The organism is Sulfurirhabdus autotrophica, from assembly GCF_004346685.1.
Taxonomy (GTDB): Bacteria; Pseudomonadota; Gammaproteobacteria; order Burkholderiales; family SMCO01; genus Sulfurirhabdus; species Sulfurirhabdus autotrophica.
The window spans coordinates 84787-106536 of the sequence record NZ_SMCO01000006.1 but is presented as its reverse complement, the minus strand read 5'-3'; the positions used below and the strand labels follow the sequence as shown (position 1 = coordinate 106536).

The window sequence follows — 21750 nt, the reverse complement described above, 5'->3', positions numbered from 1 at the left end:
ACGTAAACAATGAGCACTTTTCCTAACACGCCACGCATCATCAAAGGCGGCATTATCTTGCTTGATCCCACTACGGCGGCCGTGTTGCGCATTATTGCCCTGCAATACAACCCGGACACGCTCACGCGCACGCTCCAGATGCAGGCCGTAGGCGGCGAAGGCGACAGGCTGGAAGCGCTGCGCTTGAAGGGTCCACCGAACGAAACCATCAAGCTGGATGCAGAAATCGATGCAACCGATCAGCTTGAGTTTCCGGATGAAAATCGCACCACGACTCAACTGGGTATTTTCCCTCAGCTTGCTGCGCTGGAGACCATTGTCTATCCCACCAGTGGCCAACTCGAATCCACCAACAGCCTGGCACAGGCAGGAACGCTGGAAATTTCCCCGGCCGAATCGCCGCTTACGCTCTTTATCTGGAGCAAGACACGCATTCTGCCCGTGCGGCTGACTGACTTCAGCATTACAGAGGAGGCATTCGATGTTGCACTGAATCCGATCCGCGCCAAGGTCAGCCTGGGCATGCGTGTGCTGTCGGTGAACGATCTGGGATTTAGCCATAAAGGCGGGAATCTTTTCATGACTTATTTGAAAAACAAGGAGCTGCTGGCGCGACTTGGGCCGGGCGGTGCACTTTCCACATTAGGGTTAACGGGGGTCCCATGAGCAACTTTCAGTTTCCGATGACCAGCCGCTATTATAATATTGAAACGTCTACGCTTGAGATCGAAAACGACGTCAAGATTGTTTATCTCCAGCGCCGCTTTGTGCCGGCGCCAGAGCGTTTTGCCCTGTTGCTGGAGCATACGGTTCTCCAGGGTGAGCGGCTGGACAATATCACCGCGCAATATCTCGACGATCCGGAACAATTTTGGCGCATATGCGACGCCAACCGAGCGCTGCACCCGGACGAGCTAACCGAGCGCACGGGTAGCTCGTTGCGCATTACGCTGCCCGAAGGTATACCGGGAACCCCCAATGCTTAAAGGTATTCACCTCACGCTCATGATCGGGCCCGCAGTACCGATACCGGCGCCGCAATCGGTCGTGGACGCGGTAACCAGCGTACAGGTGACCAGTGGCAAGGACCGCAGCGGGTTTCAGCTCACGTTTGCGGTGAGCAAAAAGTCAGCCTTGATTACCACAATGTTGCCCGCAGGCTATTTTGATCCGATGATTACCCGCGTGATTATTATCGTTACGTTGGGGGGTATGCCCAATGTTCTCATGGATGGCATTGTTACGCGTCAGGAACTGCAGTCCAGTAATGAGCCAGGGCAGTCAACGTTCACAGTCACCGGTGAGGACCTCAGCGTGCTGATGGATGTGGTGGAACTCACCAAACCTTATCCGGCCATGCCGGATATTGCCCAGGTATATGCGACGCTTGCGCCTTACGCGCTCTTTGGTATCGTGCCCCTGGCAATACCACCATTCATTCCCACGGTGGAGATACCGACATCTCGGCACCAGACGCAGGTAGGAACGGACCTTTCCTACGTCAAGATGTTGGCCCAACGGTGTGGTTACGTTTTTTATGTGGAGCCAGGTCCGTTGCCGGGGCAGAGCATTGCCTACTTCGGCCCGGACATCCGCATTCCCATTCCGCAACCTGCGCTGAACGTCAATATGGACGCTCACACAAATGTCGAATCCTTGAGTTTTTCGCTCGATGGACTCGCGAAAAAGGTGCGTGTATTTATGATACTTGATCCGATAACCGGCAGGGTTTCCATCCCCATTCCGGTGCCAAACGTGAATATATTCAAACCGCCGCTCGGGCTGCGTCCAACACCGCCTTCAAAGATTGATTTTGCGTGCCGCGGCGCCGGCCTTTCTCCTGATAAGGCAGCGCGGGATATTCTCGGTTTTGTAATAAACAATGCCGATGCCATCAGCGCTAATGGAACGCTGGATGTGTTGCGCTATGGCCACGTGCTCCGCGCTCGGCTGCTGGTAGGCGTTCGCGGTGCAGGTCTTGCCTATGATGGGCTTTATTACGTGGAAACGGTTACAAGCAACATCAAGCGAGGCGAATACAAGCAAAGCTTCACGCTTGCACGGGACGGATTGATTTCTAACACACCAAGGGTAGTGACATGAGTGAATGTGAGAAATATTTTGGATTATATCGCGGTACGGTACTAGTGAATATCGACCCTGAGCGCCGTGGCCGCCTGATCGTCAGCGTTCCGGATGTTCTCAAGCTTCTTCCTTCCACCTGGGCAGAACCCGTTGTAACACTGGCAGGACCTGTTGGCGCGCCTTCAGGTACATACATCGTTCCGGCCATCGGCGCAGGGGTGTGGGTGCAGTTCGAGCAGGGTGACTTGAATTATCCGATCTGGAATGGCTGCCGCGCGACTTCCGCCGCGGACATTCCCGTACTCGCCCAGTTGGGTAATCCGGTTAGTCCGCCTGTGATCATACAGTCAATGGGACAGCAGATGGTGATGATCAGCGACTCTCCGTTGCCGCCGCTGCTGCCTGCTGGAGGTATTTTGTTGTCTACAGGAACCTCCTACATCCGGCTCGACAAAACCGGCGTTACCATTTTCGGCGCCACGGTCAGGGTCAACGGCGCAACGTTAGTGGACGTGAACGGCGGCGCGCTTACGGTCTCCGGACCGGCCCCGGCGATGTAACCCGCGATGCCTGGCTTAATCCTTCATAGCAACTTTGGCATGCAGTGCACGCATGGCATCCCATGCATGACTGCGCCTGTGCAACCGCGGGTTCTCGTAAGCGGGCAGCCGGTGGCGATTGCAACCAATATTATTAACGTCGGGCCCGGTTGCCCATTCCAGATTCCTGTGGGTGTGGGCACCAAGCCACAGCCTTGTATCACTGTCAAATGGGTCAACTTATCCTCGCGTGTTGCGGTCATGGGCCAGCCGGTCCTGCTGCAGGTTTCGCCGGGGCCAGGAGCAGGCGTGTGCCAGAGTGCCGAGCAGATCCCGCAGGGGCCACCCGTGGTGAGTGCTGTGCAGCCACGTGTTTTTGCAATTTAGGAGGGTAAACATGCAAATTGATTTTCCATATCAATTCGACAGCCGTGGCCGCACCGCTTCCACGGACGATAGCGATCACGTGCGTGACATGATCGAAGAGCTTCTATTTACCAGCGCCGGCGAGCGCGTGAATCGCCCCGATTTTGGCAGCGGCTTGATGCAAATGGTGTTTGCGCCAAACAGTCCGGAATTGGCGGCAGCGTTGCAGTTTACCTTGCAGGCAGCGCTTGACCGCTGGCTGGGTGATGTCGTCGAAGTGCGGGGGCTGGAGGTGTCAAGCGAGGATTCTCGCCTGAAGGTGGATCTCACCTACGCCCTGCGCAAAACAGGGGAAACGCGCACCGATACTTTTGAACGAGGTATTGCATGATGGACTCTCCCACATTGGCTTGTCGTATCGCCGAGCGGCGCAAGAAACTATTTGGCAACCCGGATTGGAATGGCATGGATTTTGTTGAAGTCTCCGAGGACCAGCGCTCGCTGTGCGTGCATTTTTTCGGTCATGTGCCCGAAAATGTGACCGTTGACAATATCTGCATTGAAGGCGGTCGGCGAATTCTGGATATTAAAGCGATCAAGGTGGAAATCGAACGCGCCGACGATCCTGAACTGGATGACTGCTTGCGGATTACGCTCGACAAATTAGGCGATTTCTCTATTTATCGCTTGTGCCTGGTGAAAAAGATATCCACGAGTGTCGAAGTGAAGGCCTTGGCAAATTCAGCCGCAGCTGGGGAACCGCAGTACCAGCCATTGCCTGGTCTTGATCCGCGTTATGCCTGCGTATGTTTCAGTTTCAAGGTGGATTGCTCAAACGATCTGGACTGCAAGCAGGAGCAAACGTGCCCACCTGAAGTTTTCCCCACGCCGGAAATTAATTATCTCGCCAAAGATTATGCAAGCTTTCGCCAGCTGATCTACGACCGGCTGGCACTGATTATGCCCGACTGGCAGGAGCGCCACGTTCCAGATCTCGGTGTGACGCTGGTTGAACTGCTAGCCTATGCAGGCGACTATCTAAGCTATTACCAGGATGCAGTAGCGACGGAAGCCTACCTCGAAACTGCTCGCCGCCGTATATCCGTGCGGCGCCACGCGCGGCTGGTGGATTACCGCATGCATGAGGGGAATAATGCGCGTACCTGGGTCACCGTGTGCACCAAGACTGATCTGGACCCTATCGCCGCGAGTAATCTCTACTTTATTACCAGCTTCCCAGGCATCAAGGCTGCCAGCGGCAGGGTGGTCAAAGCAGTTGATCTGGAAGGTGTGCCAACCAATTGGTATGAAGTGTTCGAGCCATTGGTAACCGACCCCGCAACCAAATATCAATTTCGCGCGGCCCATTGCAACATGCATTTTTACACCTGGGGTGACCTGCAGTGCTGTCTGGCTAAAGGCGCGACACAGGCGACATTGCTGGATCAAGTCTTGCCCCCTGACCCCGTTAGCGATGCAGGCGGTGGTGCTAATCCAGAGGGTGTTCTCAGCCAGGTGGCTGTGTTGCCCCAGCCGGTACGTATATTGGACCTGCATGTCGGCGACGTGTTGATCTTCGAAGAAATCCTCGGGCCAACGACTCGTAATCCAGCGGATGCAGACTTTGCTCATCGCCACGCGGTGCGCCTGACTAAAGTCACGCCATCGCTGGATGGCCTGCTTGGCCGTCTCGTACTGGAAATAGAATGGGACCCGGAGGATGCGCTGCCGTTTTCGCTTTGTCTCTCGGCACGGATGCCCGCACCGGACTGCACTCGCATCGACGACATCAGTGTGGCTCACGGCAATGTTGTGCTCGTTGACCACGGCCGGCGCGTGTGCGAGCCGATCGGCCCCGTTCCACCTAAAGAGACCATCGGCGAGTGTGCGTGCGACGGCAGTGTGCTTGAGAGCAGCATCACGCCAGAACCTTTTCGTCCCACATTGTCACAGACGCCACTTACTTTCGGTCAACCCCTTGCCGATACTGGATCTGCGTCCGCGAGCATCGTTCAGGATCAGCGTCTGGCATTGCCCTACGTTTCGTTACAGGAATACGCTGGTGCGACAGCTGACGGTGAGAAGTGGCAAGCGCAATATGACCTCCTGGACAGTATTGGCGACCAGCGTCACTTTGTCGCCGAGGTGGATGACGACGGACGCTCGCATCTGCGCTTCGGTGACGGAAACCTGGGGCGTATTCCTTCGGCCGGCACCTATTTTCAGGCATGCTACCGCGTTGGCAATGGTACGACAGGAAACGTAGGTCGTGACACGCTGACCTATCTCGTTTTACGCGAAGGGTCGCTCAGCGCGGACAGTATAGAACCACGTAATCCGCTGCCTGCCAAAGGCGGTGCCGCGCCGGAACCTATGGCTGAGGTGAAACTGTTTGCACCGCAGGCATTCCGCGCCCGGCGCGAACGTGCTATCACTGCCGAAGACTACTCCGAACTGGCGCAGAACAATCCGAAGCTGCAGCGGGCTGCAGCTGAACTACGCTGGATGGGGAGCTGGTACGAAGCGCATGTGGCAATTGATCCGCTCTATACTGAAATCGCGGACGCGGCATTGCTGAAGGAAGTTGAAGATTATCTGTACACCTATCGCCGTATGGGTCACGATCTGGCAGTGGTACCGGCACGTTATGTGCCTATCGACATGAAAATGGAAATCTGCGTGTTGCCGCACTTTGAACGCGCCACAGTTAAAGCTGAATTGCTGAAGGTATTAGGCCGGGGACAACTCGCCGATGGCAAGCTGGGTTTCTTCAATCCAGACAATCTCAGTTTTGGCGAAGGTATCTACGTTTCGCGCCTGATTGCAGCGGTCAAAGGTGTGGACGGCGTGGATGCCGTACGCCTCCTGAGGCTGGCGCGGCTCGATGCTAGCACATCCTGCATCGTCCCTATCAGCGGGGGCAATACCTGTGTTCCAACCAGTGGTGTGCTGCCCATGGCTGTAATGGAAATTGCCCAGCTTGATAACGACCCCAGCTTCCCCGAAAACGGGAAACTGGAACTGATCCTCAGAGGTGGACTATGAGCCATAGCCATGCGACAAATCAAAGCTGCTTAACCAATCAGGGCTGTACCGGGCCACAGCCCTGTGATTGCTGTGAAGGCCCGCATATATTGACGCCGTTGTCCACATACAACCGGCCCATGTTAAGCAAATTACGCTATCGCGTGGGTACCCATGGGTCATTTTTCGAAACCATGCAGGCCCGCCTTTCCGGTCAGGAATATTCCGAACTGGCGGCGCTTAAAACCCGCGAGAAAAACGACGCATCCATAGCACTGCTGGATGCCTGGTCCATGGTAGGCGATGTGCTGACTTTTTACCAGGAGCGTATCGCCAATGAAGGCTATCTGCGTACCGCCACTGAGAGGCGTTCAGTACTGGAACTTGCGCGGCTTGTTGGCTACGCATTGCGGCCGGGTGTCGCATCCAGCGTTTATCTTGCCTATTCCATGGCAAGGGATTCGGACCCAGTGACGATTCCCAAAGGCGCGCGCGCCAACAGCATTCCTGTTGGTGCCGACGAGCAGATGCAAGCATTCGAGACCATCGAACCGATTCTTGCACGGTGGGAGTGGAACGTGCTGAAGCCACGGTTGGAACGTCCGCAGCTTTTCTTGGGAAAGGACACCCAAAGCCTGAATGACGTCTACCTGGCTGGTATCGCTACCGGGCTCAAACCAAATGACCGACTCTTGCTGGTAATGGATGCTGTCGCCGCAGCGATCGCGCCATTCCGCGTGCTTGAGGTGAATCCGATGCCTGCGGCGAATCCGATCACCGGCAAGGATCGCACCCGCGTTTCGATTGTACCGCTCATGCCGACTCAAATATTCGCGTTGGAATCGGGCCAGATTCTGGCACGTACGAAAAATATCGCCACTGAGTTTTCAAACCTTGAAAAGTTCAAAGTGACGGCCGATAGCGAGATGGCGCGCTATGTGCAGGCGCTGATGAGCGAAATGATTGATGCGATAAAAGCAGGGAGTTCCGGGCAGCAGTTACTGGCGGAAATGCATAAAAATTTTCTGCCTCGGCTACGCGAGCAACAGAAAATTGCGAAGGAGGGAGGGTATAACCGGCTTGAACCTTGGATTAGCGCTTTCATAATGGAACTAGAGAGTAAAGTCGTACCATTCGCCAGAGCCAAGGCAATGGCAGTGCCTTCAGCAGCAAGTACGGGCACATCTGATACTCTAGGAAATATCGTTTTACCCGGCACGCAGTTAGGGAGCATGCTTGTAGATCTAGGCAAAGCGCCCTCATTACCGCCTCCAAACGCTACGAACCTGGCGCGCAACGTGAGTCGATCCTTCGCTCCCAGCAGCGATACCCTGCCGCGCTTGATTGCCAGTCTAGTACCGTCGGCCGCGTCAACGCTATATGCTGCCTGGAACAACGTCGCTGTTGCCCCTGTCGATCCTAGCGAAGTCTATGCGCTGCGTCTCAAAGTGGCACCTTTTGGCTACAATGCTCCATTGAAAGCCATAGTGGATGAAGACGGTCGCGTGATTGGGCAGGAAGAATGGCCCCTTGACGGTTCAGTGGCTACCAGCATTCAGTTCATAAGGGTGTCGAATACCTTGCATGTGTCCGGCCAACGTGGTTCCGAGCGTTATACATGGTTATTACAGCTTAAGGGGAATGATTTTAAGCAAACCATTCAATGGGCCCAATTCACAGAGGTTGTAGTTAGCGCCAAGTTTGTAGACCTGGGGAATACTGTTTTCATTAGCATGTCTGTCGAATTTACGGCCCTTACAACGCATAATACGGCTATCGAGCTTAGCACAGACCAGCTTGCATTGACTGTTGGAAATAACAAGTTTGACATGCAACGCGATCAACGCATCCAGGAAGACACGGACACAGATCGACTTTCCATCGACTGGATCACCAGCCGACGATTGGACAGTGATGTTGTAACCGTCAACGCCGCTTCGCTGCAGCCGCCGCCACTTAACGTTGTCCCGCTGGATACTGCCTACGAACAGATCATACCGGGTAGTTGGGTGCTGATCGAGCGAGCAGACCAAAACACTTCGCTAGTTACACGTGTTATCCAGGTCCAGACCATTGCGAAGGCAGATTATGGTCTGACGGGCAAGTCCACTTTACTGACGTTGCAGGATAACTGGCTTACTGCCAACGATGTGCTGCTCTCGGTGTTCCGCGCCACTGCTGTCCATGTGCTGAGTGAAGGATTGGCATTGGCTGACGAACCCATCAGCGACCCCATCTGCGGAGTGGAGATCGAGCTGGATGGACTCTACGATGGGTTGGATGCAGGGCGCTGGCTTATTATTGCAGGTGAACGCAGTGACATTCTGGATGCTAACGGCGAAGTAGTGCCTGGCGTGCAGGCCGTGGAGAGGGTCATGCTGTCCGCAGTGCGGCAGGATGTGAGCCAATCTCGTAGTTTTGATGGAGATATTTCTATCCCCAGGCCTGGCGACACGACGCATACGTTTATCCAGTTGTCTGCACAGATTGCCTATTGCTACAAGCGCGACACGGTGCGCATATATGGGAATGTGGCTAAAGCCACGCACGGAGAGACCCGTCAGGAAACACTGGGTGCAGGTGATGCGACACTTTCGTTGCAGCAGTTCACGTTGAAGCAATCGCCTTTGACTTACACCTCTGCAGCTACCACCTCCGGTATTGCTAGCACGCTTCAGGTGCGTGTAAATGATGTGGAGTGGCACGAAGTGGATAGCCTTGCCGCCATCGGCCCAAATGACCGTAATTTCATCACCAGCACCGACGACGCGGGAAAGACCACCGTCGTGTTTGGCAATGGTGTACATGGTTCGAGGTTGCCTTCGGGACAAGAGTCTATCAAAGCTGTTTTCCGAAATGGTATCGGTAAGCCCGGCAACGTTAAGGCTGGACAGATCGCGTTGCTCAATACGCGACCCCTGGGCGTAATCGAGGTGAACAACCCCATCCGTTCATCCGGCGGTGCAGACAAAGAACCGCGTGATCAGGCACGCAAAAATATTCCCCTCGCGCTCATGGCGCTCGACCGTCTGGTATCAACACCAGACTATGCCGACTTTTCCCGCACATTCGGCGGTGTTGGTAAAGCCACGTCCGCACGCCTTACCAATGGCCGGCAGGAGCGTGTGCACGTCACCATTGCCGGGGTGGACGATATTCCCATCGATGAAACCTCGGACCTCTATCGTAACCTGTTCGACGCCCTGCATCGCTTTGGCGATCAATATCTGCCCATCACGCTTGCAGTACGGGAGCGGCTGGCGCTGGTGATCAGCGCAAATATACGCGTCCATCCTGACTATCAATGGGAGACGCTGGAGCCCAAGGTGCGCGGCGCGTTAATCGATGCCTTCAGTTTCAATAATGTTGATCTCGGGCAGGACCTGTTACTGGCCGATGCAATCAAAACTATCCAGGCAGTGCCTGGTGTCGTTTATGTGGATGTGGACGTATTTGACACCATTTCAGAAGCAACTATTCTTGCAGGTTTCACTATCCCTACGGCAAGCGGACTCACGCTGAAAGACCGTATCTTCATCGAGGTCGCCCGGTTCGACCAGGGGGTGCTGCTGCCGGCGCAAGTTGCTTATCTCTCACCCGAAGTGCCCGACACGCTGATTTTGCAGGAGATCAAGCAATGAGCCTCTCTCTCGACCGCCTCTATGAACTGCTACCCGTCGTGCATCGCATGCGTGATGCTGAACGAAATTACCCGCTGCGCGCACTGCTCAGGGTCATCAATGAACAAGTCAATGTTGTCGAGGACGATATTGCACAACTGTATGAGAACTGGTTTATTGAAACGTGTGAAGACTGGGTTGTTCCTTACATAGGCGACCTTATTGGCTATCGCCCGGTTCACGAAGCCGGCGATTCCTCCGTAGAAGCAGATTCGCCGCAAGGACGCAGTCGCAATCACATGCTGATACCACGGCGCGAAGTGGCCAATACATTAGGTTTTCGTCGGCGAAAAGGCACGCTCTCACTATTGGAGGTGTTGGCGAACGATGTTGCCGGTTGGCCGGCGCGCGCGGTGGGGTTCTATGCATTGCTTGGTTGGCAGCAGCATCTCAACCACCAGCGGCTTAGCCAGGCACGTACAGTCAACTTGCGCAACGGGCTCAAGCTTGACCTGGTGGATGGGCCGTTTGATCCACTCGCGCACTCTGTGGACGTGCGCCGGACAATCTCCCATCGCAGTCTTGGTCGTTACAATATTCCCAGCGTGGGTGTTTTCATCTGGCGGCTGAAAGTTTATTCTGTCACGCACGCACCCGCATATTGTCTGGAAACTGCGGGGCCGCAATGTTTCACTTTCAGCGTATTGGGCCATGATACGCCGCTTTATACGAAAGCAGAGCCGGAAACCGAGCCCAAGCATATTGCAGATGAAATCAACCTGCCTATACCGATCCGGCGGCGCAGTTTAGAGCAACGTATCAGCCTGCGTCCGCTCAAGACTCAGGTATCGGGTATATTCTATGGCGAGAGCGAAAGTCTCGTCATCTATGCACCGGATTGGCCGACCAAGAACGCGCCACAACCGGTGCCAGCCCAATATGTAATTCCTGCTGATCTTTCCGATTGGCGCTACCGAGCACATCGTGGGCAAATTGCAGTTGATCCCGTGCGCGGTCGCATTGCCTTTCCTACTGGTCAGTTGCCCAAGCGCGGCGTGTGGGTGACCTATCATTATGCTTTTAGCGCCAATATGGGTGGGGGTGAGTACGACCGGCCGCTTTCACGGCCGGTGGCATTCAGCCTCTATTCAGTGACCAAGGACAAACCAGAGGCTGGCACATTCGCGACTATCAACGCTGCATTCAAGAAATGGCGTCAGGACCAACAGGATCTGGGGCCTGAACCCGGTGACCCGACGGAATTGGAAAAATGGCTTGAAGACAAAGAACGACTGCGTGCCGCGGTGATCGAGATCCAGGACAGCGGTGCGTACAGCGAGCCGATTGCGATTGAACTCGAAGCCGGGGAAAGCCTTCAACTACGCGCTGCTAATCGCACACGGCCAGTAATTCGTCTGCTTGATTACATGACTGAGCATCCTGACGCCTTTACGGTTTCCGGCAAGCGAGCAAGCCGTTTCACACTGGATGGAATTTTGGTAACGGGCCGGGGAATGCAGGTTGTGGGTCCCGACCGCAATGAGCCGGAACGTTTTGCTGAAGGTGATTTATGCGACGTCACTTTACGCCATGTGACGCTTGTCCCCGGCTGGGGTATCGAGTGCGACTGCGAACCACGCAGACCCAATGAACCCAGTCTGGAGCTACTTTACACTGGCGCGAAGATCACCATCGAGCACAGCATCATCGGTTCTATCGAAGTGGTAGCTGATGAAGCGCAAACCGACCCGGTGGAAATTGCTATCTCCGACAGTATCGTCGATGCCACAAGCGAAAGCCGCACAGCAATCGGAGCCGCCAATCTGCCACTCGCGTTTGCACAGATAAGTATTTTACGCAGCACAGTGATCGGCGAGGTGAACACCCATGCGATCCTATTGGCTGAGAATACCATTTTCATGAGCCACCTGATGGTCGGGCGGCGTCAGCTCGGCTGCATACGCTATTGCTACGTTACCCAAGGTTCCCGCACGCCGCGCCGACATCGATGTCAGTCTGAAACTGCTGAACAGGCCGCCGAGGAAATGCTGCTCACTGCGCCACGTCAAGTTACCGACCCACCGCTCACAGACGCGATGATAGCAGATGCCCGGCAACTGACGCGCACCCGCGTGCGACCGCGATTCACCAGCACGCGATACGGCACTCCGGCTTATTGTCAGTTGGCTTGCGACTGTGCCACTGAAATCAAACGTGGTGCCGATGATGAATCGGAGATGGGCGCGTTTCACGATCTTTATCAGCCGCAACGAGAGGCAAATCTTCGTGTGCGACTTGAGGAATACACACCGGCGGGAATGGAAGCCGGCATTCTGTTTGTAAATTAGGAGAAATATGATGAAAGGCGATTTCACGCGCGATACCTTTGATGCTGCCAAGCACTTCAGTCGTGTGCTCATGCAACAGGGCAGAGTCCAGGTAGATGCTGACTGGAACGAGCAGACTTCTATACTGCTGCACTATCTTCACACGCTGGCAAAAGACATTCTGGGGCCCTATGCCGGGCCGGCAAATGCCATGGGCTTCGACCTCATTACCAAAGACAATATTGCTAAAATAGATGCCATGGAACCGGATCCTGTCCGGCGCGAAGCCCTGAGAAAAAAGGTGGAAGAAGGGGATGCAGCAATCGGCACGGGCCGATATTACGTGCAGGGTGTGTTGGTAGAGAACCTCCAGGCCATTCTTTACACAGAGCAAACAGGCTACCTGTACTTTCCTGAAGAGATCAAATTAGAAAATCTCAAGAACAAAGCTTTGCTCGCTTACCTTGATGTGTGGGAAAGACACATTACCTACGTCGAGGACGACCATATTCGTGAAGTAGCCTTGGGTGGGCCAGACACGTGCACACGTGCTCAGGTTGTGTGGCAGGTAAAAGCCCTGCTGCGGCCCGAAAACTTCGATCAGGCCTTCGATTGCCAATCACTGGATACACTGCTCTCACGCCAACTTCCAAAGCTTAGGGCACGCGCCCTCCAGGAAAAACCCGTTACAGATTTGTGCGTGATATCTCCCGAATCACGCTACCGCGGTGCCGAAAATCAGCTTTATCGCGTAGAAGTGCATCGTGGAGGTTTTGCTACCGATAACCCTGCCACCTCAGCGACATTCAAATGGTCGCGAGAAAATGGCTCAGTGACATTCCCGATTCTTACGCTCTCCGATACCACAGCAACTCTTGAAAACCTGGGCCGGGATAACTGCCTTGGGCTCAAACAGGGAGACTGGGTAGAAGCCATTGACGATAATGTGGTCATGGGTGGTCAGTCGGGACCCCTTGCTCAAGTGGAGTCTGTCGATCGGGATACGCTTACCGTTACCCTTAAATGGGCTGTGTCACACGGGCCGACCTATGTCGAGACAGACAGCTTAACCAGCCACCCGTTGCTCCGCCGCTGGGATCATCAAGGCGACCCGGATTTGGGTGGTGCGTTGGAGATCAACGATCAGGATAACAGCAACGCAGGACTCGGTATTGGCTGGATTAATCTGGAAGATGGGGTACAGATCTGGTTTAGTAAAGAAGGAGGGGAATACCGCACAGGAGACTACTGGCTCATACCTGCTCGCGTTGCCACTGGTGATGTCGAGTGGCCGAAAGAACCAGGTGCAAATAGCTTGCCGGTAGCCATTGAACCACATGGGCCGCGGCATTACTACGCGCCACTGTTTCTGGAACTTGGCGAAGGCCAGCCAGGGCGGGATTGCCGCTGCGAAATTAATTCGCTTCAGTGTATTCCCTCTTCTTAAATGCAAGAAGGATTTACAAGTATGTAATCTTTCATATAGAGGAATTGCTGTGGCATAATCGTAAGCATGACAGTACAACACTCTAATCAAGCTGGTAAATTAATTCTGGCCGGTGATATCGGCGGTACTAAAACGTTACTTTTGGTGGCGGAAGTCACAGGTAATCAGGTTCGTGTGGTGCATGAGCAACGGTTTAGTAGTGCAGCTTATTCTAGTATTGTTCCCATGGTGCAGGAGCTAATGCAAGCTCTTTCTTCAGTAGAAAATCCCCAACGAAAAATTGACTCAGCTTGTTTTGGTGTGGCTGGCCCGATCAATGGTCGCTTTGCCAAATTAACCAATCTAACCTGGTCTCTGGATGCGGATGAGATCGCTAAAGCCTGTGAGTTTACTAATGTAAAGTTGATCAATGACTTTGAAGCGGTTGGTTATGGCATTGAAGCATTGGATGTGCATGATTTTGTAACGCTTCAACAAGGACATCTGGAAGCCCAAGGGCCGCGTGTTGTACTTGGGGCAGGCACAGGTTTGGGAGTGTGTTTTTTAACCTTGTGCGGTGATCACTATCAGGTTTTTCCTTCAGAAGGCGGTCACGTGGATTTTGCGCCAGCTGATGAACTTGAGTCCACCTTGTTACGCTATTTGCGCAATATTTTCGGACATGTTTCCTATGAGCGTATTTTGTCAGGCTCGGGTTTGGTGGCTATTTATGAATTTTTACTTCAAAACAATGTGAGCCAGCCACCACTTGAGTTGAAACAGGCCATGCAAGCAGGTGATGCAGCCGCTGCGATTGCTGCGTTTGCACTCTCAGGAAAGGACCCGCTGGCATCTGAAGCTTTGGATCTGTTTGTGAAGATTTATGGTGCTCAGGCCGGAAATTTGGCGTTGACACTGTTGACGAAAGGCGGCGTCTACGTAGCGGGCGGTATTGCGCCAAAGATTATTGACAGGATAAAGTCAGGCGGTTTTATGCAGACATTTCTGGATAAAGGACGCTATAAGCAAATGCTTTCCAATATACCAGTGAATGTGATTGTGAATGAAAAAGTGGGATTGCTGGGTGCCGCTTTGGTGGCGAGTCGTTTATAACGCTCGGATTTAGCCGCCCGTCATGGACATGAAACGCACCAGTTTCTGAGGTTGTTCACGGAATTCATGTTTTTCCGGTTTTAAATTAATCGCAGTAAGAATGGCTTCTGTAATTTCCTGATCACTTGCTCCACCACGCAGTAATGTCCGGAAATCAAATTTTTCTTCCTGACCCAGGCACATATATAGCGTGCCATCGACTGATAGTCTCACCCGGTTGCAAGTTTCACAGAAGTGTTGGGAAATGGGCGTAATGAATCCAATGCTGAATTTTCCATCAGGAGATTTCAGGTAGCGTGCTGGCCCGCCGCCGGGGAATACCCCGTCAATCAAACCAAAGCGTTCTTGCAAGCGCTGTTTAATGGGCTGCAAATCCAGAAACTGCGTGTTACGTCCTGTATCACCCATCGGCATGGCTTCGATCATGCGCAGGGTAAAACCATGCTCGATGCAAAACGCCACCATGTCGTCTATTTCATCGTCGTTAGTGCCTTTCATTGCCACCATGTTGATCTTGATGGGCGAAAATCCTGCATCCTTGCCCGCCATTATCCCTTTGATCACTTTATCCAGTACCGGACGTCCGCTGATTTGTTCAACTCGTTCGGGGCGCAAAGAATCCAGGCTGATATTAAGGCGGGTTACTCCGGATTCCTTCAGGGCGACAGCATGTTTATTTAGTTGTGTAGCGTTGGTACTCAGAGAGAGATCTTCAATGCCAGGCAGGGAGCTCAAACGGCTAGTCAGTTCTGTCAGATTACGTCGAAGCAGGGGTTCGCCACCTGTAAGACGGAGACGTTTCAAACCGAGTTTGGCAAATATAGATACCAGTCTCTCAATTTCGTCAAAAGTCAGCCAATGTTCAGGTTCTTCAAAGTCAGTAAAACCTTCCGGCATGCAATAAGTGCAGCGCAGATCACAACGATCCGTCACTGATAAACGCAGGTATTCAATGCGTCTTCCAAAGCGGTCTATCAGATCTTTGTTGTTAATAGTCATGTGGTTAACACCAACATACTGGCCTTTTGCTTGTTTGACTGGAAATTAAGCGTTATATACGTCAGAATATAACACTAATTATGATTCGTTCCAAATATTAGTAAATGGTGATGCGGCTTTCGTTGTGTTTGAAGTCTAGTTGATCAGATCAGAATTGCCTATATCTCTAAGTAGGTAGACCAGAGGGGTAGTAGCGGAAATTGTTTTCTGGCAATACATTGAAAGGTGCAGTTCATTTTTTTATTTCTTCTTAAAATGATATCTCTATGAGTGATGAGTTTAATTTTTTAACGAGCATGTTTGGAATAGCCAATAGATTGCTCTCTGCTTATTTAATGGAAGCAGAAAAATGAAAATATTTGGATTTGCCGGTTTTTCCGGCAGCGGCAAGACGACCTTGATTGAGCAATTGATTCCCGTATTGCTTTCAAAAGGGTTGCGTGTTTCGCTCATCAAGCATGCTCATCATGATTTTGATATTGATCAGCCTGGTAAAGATTCCTACCGACACAGAAAAGCAGGGTGTGCCGAGGTGCTTGTTGCATCTGGGAACCGTTGGGCGTTGATGCATGAATTGAGAGATGAAGCTGAACCTTCTTTGGATGAACTGCTTACCCATTTTTCAAAATGCGACCTGGTTCTGGTAGAAGGTTTTAAAAAAGAACCGATACCAAAACTGGAAATATATCGTGCAGAGAACAATAAGCCGCTACTTTACCCTGAAGATTCACACATTGTAGCGATTGCTACTGATAGTGAAGTCGTTACTGATTTGCCCATATTAGATATAAACCAACCACACATTGTGGCCGATTTTATTTTGAATTATTTGGAATTGAAATGAGCGAGAGTATCCCTACTAAAAGACCTGCCATGTTAAGTATGGACGAGGCATTAAGCTATTTGCTGGCGCAAGCGCGCCCTGTTACCGAAATTGAGCACCTTGAAACCAGAGCAACTTTGGGGCGTGTGCTGGCGCAGGCACAAATTTCCAGTTTACATGTTCCCCCGCTGGATAATAGCGCCATGGATGGTTATGCCATTGCCTGTACTGATTTAGTAATGGATGGTGGAAAATCCCTCCCAATTTCTCAACGTATTCCAGCTGGCACGGTAGGCGAAACCTTAAAAGCAGGCACAGCAGCGCGCATTTTTACCGGCGCGCCCATTCCGCTTGGTGCAGATGCCGTAGTGATGCAGGAAGAGTGCACTGCTGAAGGGGATACAGTCACGATTAACGTAAAGCCAGTCGCGGGTCAGAACATACGGCGCGCAGGGGAAGATATTGCAACGGGTGCAGAAATATTGGCCCCTGGTACGCGCATCCGCCCACAGGAAATGGGGTTGGCGGCTTCTGTTGGTATTGCCAAATTGCCAGTATTTCGAAAATTGCGAGTGGCCATGTTCTTTACCGGAGACGAGATCGTCATGCCAGGTGAATCACTGGCACCCGGCCAAATATATAATTCCAATCGCTTTAGTCTTACCGGGCTTTTGCAGGCACTGGGATGCGAGGTAACAGATTTAGGCATTGTTCCGGATAATTTGGAGGCCACGGTAGAAGTCTTGCAGCAAGCCAGCCAAAATGCCGATCTGGTAGTGACCAGTGGTGGCGTGTCGGTTGGAGAAGAAGATTACGTCAAAGCAGCGGTGGAGCGCTTGGGTAAACTTGAAATGTGGCGTATTGCCATGAAACCGGGTAAGCCACTTGCATACGGAAACGTCAATAAGGCTTCCTTTATTGGGTTGCCTGGCAATCCTGTTTCTGCATTAGTCACATTTTGCCTGTTTGTGCGGCCATTTATCCTGAGTTGCCAGGGTGTGAAAAATGTCATGCCCAGAAGCTGTATGGTACGTGCGGATTTTGAATGGCCTAAGCCAGATAGGCGTCGCGAATTTCTACGGGCTCAGCTATCACAGGCTGAAGATGGTGAAACCACCGCCACTATTTATCCTCATCAGGGCTCGGGTGTGCTTACCTCAACAGTCTGGGCGGATGGCGTGCTGGATATCCCATCAGGTAAAACAGTCGCGCGTGGGGATAGGGTCAAGTTTATTTCATTTTCGGAGATGCTCTACTAATGCTTAAGTTATTATATTTCGCCAGATTACGCGAGACATTCGGCTTGGCAGAAGAAGAGCTGGAATTGCCAGCGCAGGTCATTAACGTTCAAACCTTAACTGAGCTATTACGTCAGCGTGGAGAAGTTTGGGAAGTAGGGTTGGCATCTGGAAAACCTTATCGCGTTGCAGTGAATCAGGAAATGGTAGGGCCAGGCACTATCATTCGTGATGGTGATGAAATCGCTTTCTTTCCGCCTGTCACCGGAGGGTAAGCAGCATGCGTATCCGGGTACAAACAGAAGACTTTGACGTGGGTGCTGAACTCGCTCAATTGCGCGCCGGCAACCCGAAAATAGGCGCGATTGCCAGTTTTGTCGGATTGGTGCGCGACCTGAACGAAAATGCGGAAGTGTCCGAAATGATTCTGGAACACTATCCTGCTATGACACAAAAATCCCTTGAAGGGATAGTCGCAGAGGCTAAAAACCGCTGGGATATCTATGATGCGTTAGTGATACATCGGGTAGGTAAACTTGTCCCAACTGATCAGATTGTGCTGGTTGCCGTAACCAGTTCGCACAGAGGAGAAGCCTTTGCCGCCTGTGAGTTCATCATGGATTATTTAAAAACTCAGGCACCATTCTGGAAAAAAGAACAGACAACTTCAGGTTCACGCTGGGTGGATTCCCGTGAAAGCGATGACAAAGCAGCGCAACGCTGGGAAACGAAAATTGAATCAAAATAAATGAGTAAAATACTTAAACCGACTATACGCATTTTGTTTGGAGATGCCATTTCTATCGGGCCAGGTAAAATCAGTCTGCTACACGCTATTGAACACACCGGTTCCATTTCAGCTGCTGCAAGGGAGATGGGTATGTCTTATCGTCGAGCCTGGTTACTGGTAGATGCGATGAATCATTGTTTTAGAGAACCGTTGGTTGATGCAGCTACGGGCGGCAAAAAAGGCGGAGGTGCAAAGGTAACGGAATTGGGTAAACGTATCATACGAAGCTATCTCGAAATGGAAGCAAAAGCGACAAAATGCGTAGCAAAAGAATTGTCTGAACTTTCATTACTAATGACAGAACAAATACCTGATTCAGGGAGTGGTAATTGATATACATAAAGCAAGGCTTGAGAAAGTTTTTTGCAGGATTTGCACTATCGGTTTTTTTTGCTTCCGCACAGGCAGGGGAAGTGAATGTGGCTGTGGCAGCTAATTTCGCAACAACGCTTGAAAAGCTGACTAAAATATTCGAGGCGGAAAGTGGGCACAAAGTACTGATCAGTTCAGGTTCTACAGGAAAACTGTATGCCCAGATTAAATTGGGTGCGCCTTTCGATGTCATGCTCGCTGCAGATAGCGAAAGACCTCAACGTATGGAGGCAGAAAATCTGGCTGTTGCAGGTAGCCGTTTTACCTATGCAACCGGCCGATTGGTCCTATGGAGTGTGCAGCCCGATAAAGTGGATAAAGAGGGGAGAGTCTTAAGCCAGGATACGTACCGTCACTTAGCAATAGGTAACCCTAAGACAGCCCCCTACGGCACTGCAGCGCGGCAAGTACTGGAAAAAATGGGTCTTTGGGAAAAGATACAGCCACGTCTGGTGCAAGGTGAAGATATCGGTCAGGCTTTTCAGTTTGTGGTGACGGGGAATGCGGAGTTAGGATTTGTTTCTCTGGCTCAGGTTAAATCAGCTGAGTCAAAATATCCAGGTTCATATTGGTTGGTCCCTGATACATTTTACCAGCCTATTACCCAACAAGCAGTGTTGCTTGATCGAGGGCGAAATAATGATGCTGCAATTGCTTTTCTAGGTTTTTTAAAGGGAAAGCCGGCGCAGGCAGTCATTGAAAGTTTCGGCTATAAGTAATGTTCATTGAATCAGCTGATTTGGGTCCGTTATGGCTGACGCTCCGTCTTGCATCAGTGACGACGATTCTGCTGCTGATTGTGGGAACACCATTGGCATGGTGGCTGGCCCGCACAAATTGCCGTTTCAAAGTGGTCATCGAAGCTGTTGTTGCTTTACCTCTTATTCTGCCGCCAACCGTACTCGGGTTTTACCTGTTGATCGCGTTAGGCCCCAATGGGCCCATTGGGGCTTTTTGGCAGAATGTGGGTGGTACGCCACTGGTATTCAGCTTCACGGGTCTGGTGATTGGCTCGGCTATTTATTCCCTGCCTTTTGTAGTGCAACCACTCCAAAGCGCATTTGATAGCCTTGGAAATGGTGTGCTCGAAGCTGCAGCCAGTCTCCGTGCTGGGCCGATTGATCGATTTTTTTCGGTTGTCCTGCCATTGACCAGACCCGGATTTTTAACTGCAATCACCCTCGGATTTGCTCATACAGTGGGTGAGTTTGGTGTGGTGCTGATGATAGGCGGCAACATACCCAATAAAACCAAAGTGATCTCCATTGCTATTTTTGATCACGTCGAAGCCATTGAATACCCACAAGCCCATTTGCTTGCGGGCATATTACTGGTATTTGCGTTTGTGGTATTGCTGGCAGTGTATGCAGTAAATAAACATTACCGGTTAGCGCGTACATGAGTTCAATACGCGCACGGTTCACTTTGTCACGCAGTGAATTCTGTCTGGAAACTGATTTTGAAATCCCTGGTAAAGGCGTAACAGCACTATTTGGTCAATCAGGCTCAGGTAAAACCACCCTGTTACGTTGCCTTGCAGGATTGGAGAGAGCAAAAGACGGTTTGGTGGTGGTTAACGGGGAATGCTGGCAGGATGAATCAAATAAGCTGTTTCTGCCTATTTATCAACGTTCACTGGGATATGTATTTCAGGATGCGCGATTGTTTCCTCATTTGAATGTGCAACGGAACCTCGAATATGGCTGGAAAAGAATCTTGCCTGGGCAGCGAAGGGTTATTTACAAAAATGTTGTGGAATGGTTAGGGCTGGAACATTTGCTTAAACGTACACCTGAAAAACTATCGGGTGGTGAAAAACAGCGTGTTTCCATTGCCAGAGCGTTATTAACCAGCCCCCAGTTATTGATTATGGACGAACCTCTGGCTTCGCTGGATAGTGTAGCAAAGGCGGAAATTTTGCCCTATCTGGAAAAATTGCATCAAACACTTTCCATACCGGTGCTTTATGTCAGCCATTCACTGGAGGAAGTGGCTAGGTTAGCGGATTTCATGCTGTTATTGAAAAGTGGAAAACTTATAGCCTCAGGTAAAACCACGGAAGTCATGACTCGATTGGATCTTCCTTTATCGCATCTTGATGAAGCTTGCGCATCTATTAATACCACGGTTGTGGGGCACGATGAGACCTATAATTTGACCAATGTTGAATTTTCAGGAGGAACTATCAGCGTATCTAGACTGACTAAAAAAACAGGGGACTCCGTACGAGTTCAAATTTTGGCAAAAGATGTCAGTTTGACGATGGTTAAACCACAACAAACGAGTATCTTGAATGTATTTGAAGCGTGTATTATAGAAATTTCTGACGATAATTCGTCAAAAGTGTTGATAAAGTTAACAGTTGGAAAAGATCTGTTGCTTGCAAGAATAACCAGAAAATCTTTAATATTGTTGGGATTAAGCCCCGGCCAGAAAATTTTTGCACAAGTTAAAAGCGTGGCTTTACTCTCATAAATCCAGATAGATTTTGTAACAATTTTTTAAATATTAAAATTTCAGGTGAAAAATGAATTTATTGCGTCTATTTAGAACAGGTTTTTTTATTGCTTCTGTGTTTTTGATCCAGAACGCACACGCTGCGGATGCTCACATGGCCCTCTATTCTACTAAGGGTACTTTTGAAGATGTGAAAGACAATGTGGTATTTGCGATTAACGGCCTTGGCCTGGTAATCAATAACACTTCCCACGTGGGTGAAATGCTGGAAAGAACAGGAAAGGACTTGGGCATAGGTGAACCTATTTATCTCAAAGCGGAAGCACTGGAGTTCTGTAGTGCGACTATATCCAGAAATATGATGGAAGCAGATCCCAAAAATATTGTTTTTTGTCCCTTTATTATCACCATTTACGTGTTGCCTAAAGAGCCTGAGAAAGTTTACATTGCGTACCGCAAGCCTGAAATTGTTGGGTCTCCCCAATCTAAAAAAGCACTGAAAGCTGTGGATCAGCTTTTGAAAGGTATTGTGAGTGAAGCGTTGAAGTAAAATGAAGGGGCAGTAGAATTT

The 21750-nt window shown here is 51.2% G+C and carries 20 protein-coding genes; 19 read left to right on the top strand and 1 reads right to left on the bottom strand.

Annotated elements, in window-relative coordinates; translation table 11 throughout:
• Positions 1 to 9: 9 nt before the first annotated feature.
• From EDC63_RS08490 to EDC63_RS08440, 10 genes are all read left to right on the top strand, one after another.
• Positions 10 to 666, top strand: coding sequence for a hypothetical protein (locus EDC63_RS08490; RefSeq protein ID WP_124948165.1), 657 nt, complete (start codon positions 10 to 12; stop codon positions 664 to 666).
• Complete coding sequence (locus EDC63_RS08485) at positions 663 to 986, top strand: LysM domain-containing protein (protein WP_124948164.1); 324 nt, start codon at positions 663 to 665, stop codon at positions 984 to 986. The genes EDC63_RS08490 and EDC63_RS08485 overlap by 4 nt, the downstream gene beginning before the upstream one ends.
• Positions 979 to 2103, top strand: a complete 1125-nt coding sequence (locus EDC63_RS08480) for a hypothetical protein (protein WP_124948163.1) — start codon at positions 979 to 981, stop codon at positions 2101 to 2103. The genes EDC63_RS08485 and EDC63_RS08480 overlap by 8 nt, the downstream gene beginning before the upstream one ends.
• Entirely contained in the window at positions 2100 to 2645 is a 546-nt protein-coding gene (locus tag EDC63_RS08475) for a phage baseplate assembly protein V (RefSeq protein ID WP_124948162.1), read from the top strand. Before EDC63_RS08480 ends, EDC63_RS08475 begins: the two co-directional genes overlap by 4 nt.
• 376 nt (positions 2646 to 3021) lie before the next feature.
• Positions 3022 to 3381 carry a GPW/gp25 family protein gene (locus EDC63_RS08465; RefSeq protein ID WP_124948160.1) on the top strand — a complete coding sequence of 120 codons (360 nt, stop codon included), beginning with the start codon at positions 3022 to 3024 and terminating at the stop codon, positions 3379 to 3381.
• Positions 3378 to 6035 carry a putative baseplate assembly protein gene (locus EDC63_RS08460; RefSeq protein ID WP_223272280.1) on the top strand — a complete coding sequence of 886 codons (2658 nt, stop codon included), beginning with the start codon at positions 3378 to 3380 and terminating at the stop codon, positions 6033 to 6035. The genes EDC63_RS08465 and EDC63_RS08460 overlap by 4 nt, the downstream gene beginning before the upstream one ends.
• Before the next feature lie 119 nt (positions 6036 to 6154).
• The gene (locus EDC63_RS08455) at positions 6155 to 9655 is read left to right on the top strand and encodes a putative baseplate assembly protein (RefSeq protein WP_124948159.1); all 3501 of its coding nucleotides are present in this window, start codon (positions 6155 to 6157) and stop codon (positions 9653 to 9655) included.
• A 278-nt stretch (positions 9656 to 9933) separates the two neighbouring features.
• A complete protein-coding gene (locus tag EDC63_RS08450) occupies positions 9934 to 11982 on the top strand; it encodes a hypothetical protein (protein ID WP_223248478.1) in 2049 nt (682 codons plus the stop codon).
• Positions 11983 to 11992: 10 nt separating this feature from the next.
• A complete protein-coding gene (locus tag EDC63_RS08445) occupies positions 11993 to 13408 on the top strand; it encodes a DUF6519 domain-containing protein (protein WP_124948157.1) in 1416 nt (471 codons plus the stop codon).
• Between the two features lie 66 nt (positions 13409 to 13474).
• Positions 13475 to 14500 carry a glucokinase gene (locus EDC63_RS08440; RefSeq protein WP_124948156.1) on the top strand — a complete coding sequence of 342 codons (1026 nt, stop codon included), beginning with the start codon at positions 13475 to 13477 and terminating at the stop codon, positions 14498 to 14500.
• A gap of 9 nt (positions 14501 to 14509) precedes the next feature.
• Here EDC63_RS08440 and moaA read toward each other — a convergent pair whose 3' ends face one another.
• The gene (gene moaA / locus EDC63_RS08435) at positions 14510 to 15499 is read right to left on the bottom strand and encodes a GTP 3',8-cyclase MoaA (protein ID WP_189836568.1); all 990 of its coding nucleotides are present in this window, start codon (positions 15497 to 15499) and stop codon (positions 14510 to 14512) included.
• Between the two features lie 349 nt (positions 15500 to 15848).
• On the opposite strand from moaA, the gene mobB reads away from it, so the two are divergent.
• From mobB to EDC63_RS08390, 9 genes are read left to right on the top strand one after another with little or no spacing between them, the layout of a single operon-like run.
• On the top strand, positions 15849 to 16343 hold the full coding sequence (gene mobB / locus EDC63_RS08430; protein ID WP_124948155.1) for a molybdopterin-guanine dinucleotide biosynthesis protein B: 495 nt from the start codon (positions 15849 to 15851) through the stop codon (positions 16341 to 16343).
• Positions 16340 to 17581: a molybdopterin molybdotransferase MoeA gene (locus EDC63_RS08425; protein WP_262982243.1), complete on the top strand. Its 1242-nt coding sequence runs from the start codon at positions 16340 to 16342 to the stop codon at positions 17579 to 17581. The genes mobB and EDC63_RS08425 overlap by 4 nt, the downstream gene beginning before the upstream one ends.
• Entirely contained in the window at positions 17581 to 17835 is a 255-nt protein-coding gene (moaD, locus tag EDC63_RS08420) for a molybdopterin converting factor subunit 1 (RefSeq protein WP_124948154.1), read from the top strand. Before EDC63_RS08425 ends, moaD begins: the two co-directional genes overlap by 1 nt.
• Positions 17836 to 17840: 5 nt before the next feature.
• On the top strand, positions 17841 to 18308 hold the full coding sequence (gene moaE / locus EDC63_RS08415; protein WP_124948153.1) for a molybdopterin synthase catalytic subunit MoaE: 468 nt from the start codon (positions 17841 to 17843) through the stop codon (positions 18306 to 18308).
• Positions 18309 to 18683 (top strand): winged helix-turn-helix domain-containing protein, encoded by a 375-nt coding sequence (locus EDC63_RS08410; protein ID WP_124948152.1) that lies wholly within the window; start codon positions 18309 to 18311, stop codon positions 18681 to 18683. It begins immediately after the preceding gene.
• Positions 18680 to 19441, top strand: coding sequence for a molybdate ABC transporter substrate-binding protein (gene modA / locus EDC63_RS08405; RefSeq protein ID WP_223248477.1), 762 nt, complete (start codon positions 18680 to 18682; stop codon positions 19439 to 19441). Before EDC63_RS08410 ends, modA begins: the two co-directional genes overlap by 4 nt.
• Complete coding sequence (gene modB / locus EDC63_RS08400) at positions 19441 to 20124, top strand: molybdate ABC transporter permease subunit (RefSeq protein WP_124948151.1); 684 nt, start codon at positions 19441 to 19443, stop codon at positions 20122 to 20124. The genes modA and modB overlap by 1 nt, the downstream gene beginning before the upstream one ends.
• Positions 20121 to 21197: a molybdenum ABC transporter ATP-binding protein gene (gene modC / locus EDC63_RS08395; protein WP_124948150.1), complete on the top strand. Its 1077-nt coding sequence runs from the start codon at positions 20121 to 20123 to the stop codon at positions 21195 to 21197. The genes modB and modC overlap by 4 nt, the downstream gene beginning before the upstream one ends.
• Positions 21198 to 21249: 52 nt before the next feature.
• Positions 21250 to 21729: a DUF302 domain-containing protein gene (locus EDC63_RS08390; protein ID WP_124948149.1), complete on the top strand. Its 480-nt coding sequence runs from the start codon at positions 21250 to 21252 to the stop codon at positions 21727 to 21729.
• The last annotated feature ends 21 nt before the right edge of the window (positions 21730 to 21750 follow it).

What these genes read in the sequence shown, in the direction of transcription:
- modB (WP_124948151.1), top strand. Translation starts at nt 19,441, where the DNA reads ATGTTCATTGAATCAGCTGATTTGGGTCCGTTATGGCTGACGCTCCGT.
- EDC63_RS08450 (WP_223248478.1), top strand. Translation starts at nt 9,934, where the DNA reads ATGCTGATACCACGGCGCGAAGTGGCCAATACATTAGGTTTTCGTCGG.
- EDC63_RS08390 (WP_124948149.1), top strand. Translation starts at nt 21,250, where the DNA reads ATGAATTTATTGCGTCTATTTAGAACAGGTTTTTTTATTGCTTCTGTG.
- EDC63_RS08445 (WP_124948157.1), top strand. Translation starts at nt 11,993, where the DNA reads ATGAAAGGCGATTTCACGCGCGATACCTTTGATGCTGCCAAGCACTTC.
- EDC63_RS08485 (WP_124948164.1), top strand. Translation starts at nt 663, where the DNA reads ATGAGCAACTTTCAGTTTCCGATGACCAGCCGCTATTATAATATTGAA.
- EDC63_RS08440 (WP_124948156.1), top strand. Translation starts at nt 13,475, where the DNA reads ATGACAGTACAACACTCTAATCAAGCTGGTAAATTAATTCTGGCCGGT.
- moaE (WP_124948153.1), top strand. Translation starts at nt 17,841, where the DNA reads ATGCGTATCCGGGTACAAACAGAAGACTTTGACGTGGGTGCTGAACTC.
- EDC63_RS08475 (WP_124948162.1), top strand. Translation starts at nt 2,100, where the DNA reads ATGAGTGAATGTGAGAAATATTTTGGATTATATCGCGGTACGGTACTA.
- EDC63_RS08460 (WP_223272280.1), top strand. Translation starts at nt 3,378, where the DNA reads ATGATGGACTCTCCCACATTGGCTTGTCGTATCGCCGAGCGGCGCAAG.
- EDC63_RS08455 (WP_124948159.1), top strand. Translation starts at nt 6,155, where the DNA reads ATGTTAAGCAAATTACGCTATCGCGTGGGTACCCATGGGTCATTTTTC.
- EDC63_RS08465 (WP_124948160.1), top strand. Translation starts at nt 3,022, where the DNA reads ATGCAAATTGATTTTCCATATCAATTCGACAGCCGTGGCCGCACCGCT.
- EDC63_RS08490 (WP_124948165.1), top strand. Translation starts at nt 10, where the DNA reads ATGAGCACTTTTCCTAACACGCCACGCATCATCAAAGGCGGCATTATC.
- EDC63_RS08410 (WP_124948152.1), top strand. Translation starts at nt 18,309, where the DNA reads ATGAGTAAAATACTTAAACCGACTATACGCATTTTGTTTGGAGATGCC.
- modC (WP_124948150.1), top strand. Translation starts at nt 20,121, where the DNA reads ATGAGTTCAATACGCGCACGGTTCACTTTGTCACGCAGTGAATTCTGT.
- EDC63_RS08480 (WP_124948163.1), top strand. Translation starts at nt 979, where the DNA reads ATGCTTAAAGGTATTCACCTCACGCTCATGATCGGGCCCGCAGTACCG.
- moaA (WP_189836568.1), bottom strand. Translation starts at nt 15,499, where the DNA reads ATGACTATTAACAACAAAGATCTGATAGACCGCTTTGGAAGACGCATT.
- mobB (WP_124948155.1), top strand. Translation starts at nt 15,849, where the DNA reads ATGAAAATATTTGGATTTGCCGGTTTTTCCGGCAGCGGCAAGACGACC.
- EDC63_RS08425 (WP_262982243.1), top strand. Translation starts at nt 16,340, where the DNA reads ATGAGCGAGAGTATCCCTACTAAAAGACCTGCCATGTTAAGTATGGAC.
- moaD (WP_124948154.1), top strand. Translation starts at nt 17,581, where the DNA reads ATGCTTAAGTTATTATATTTCGCCAGATTACGCGAGACATTCGGCTTG.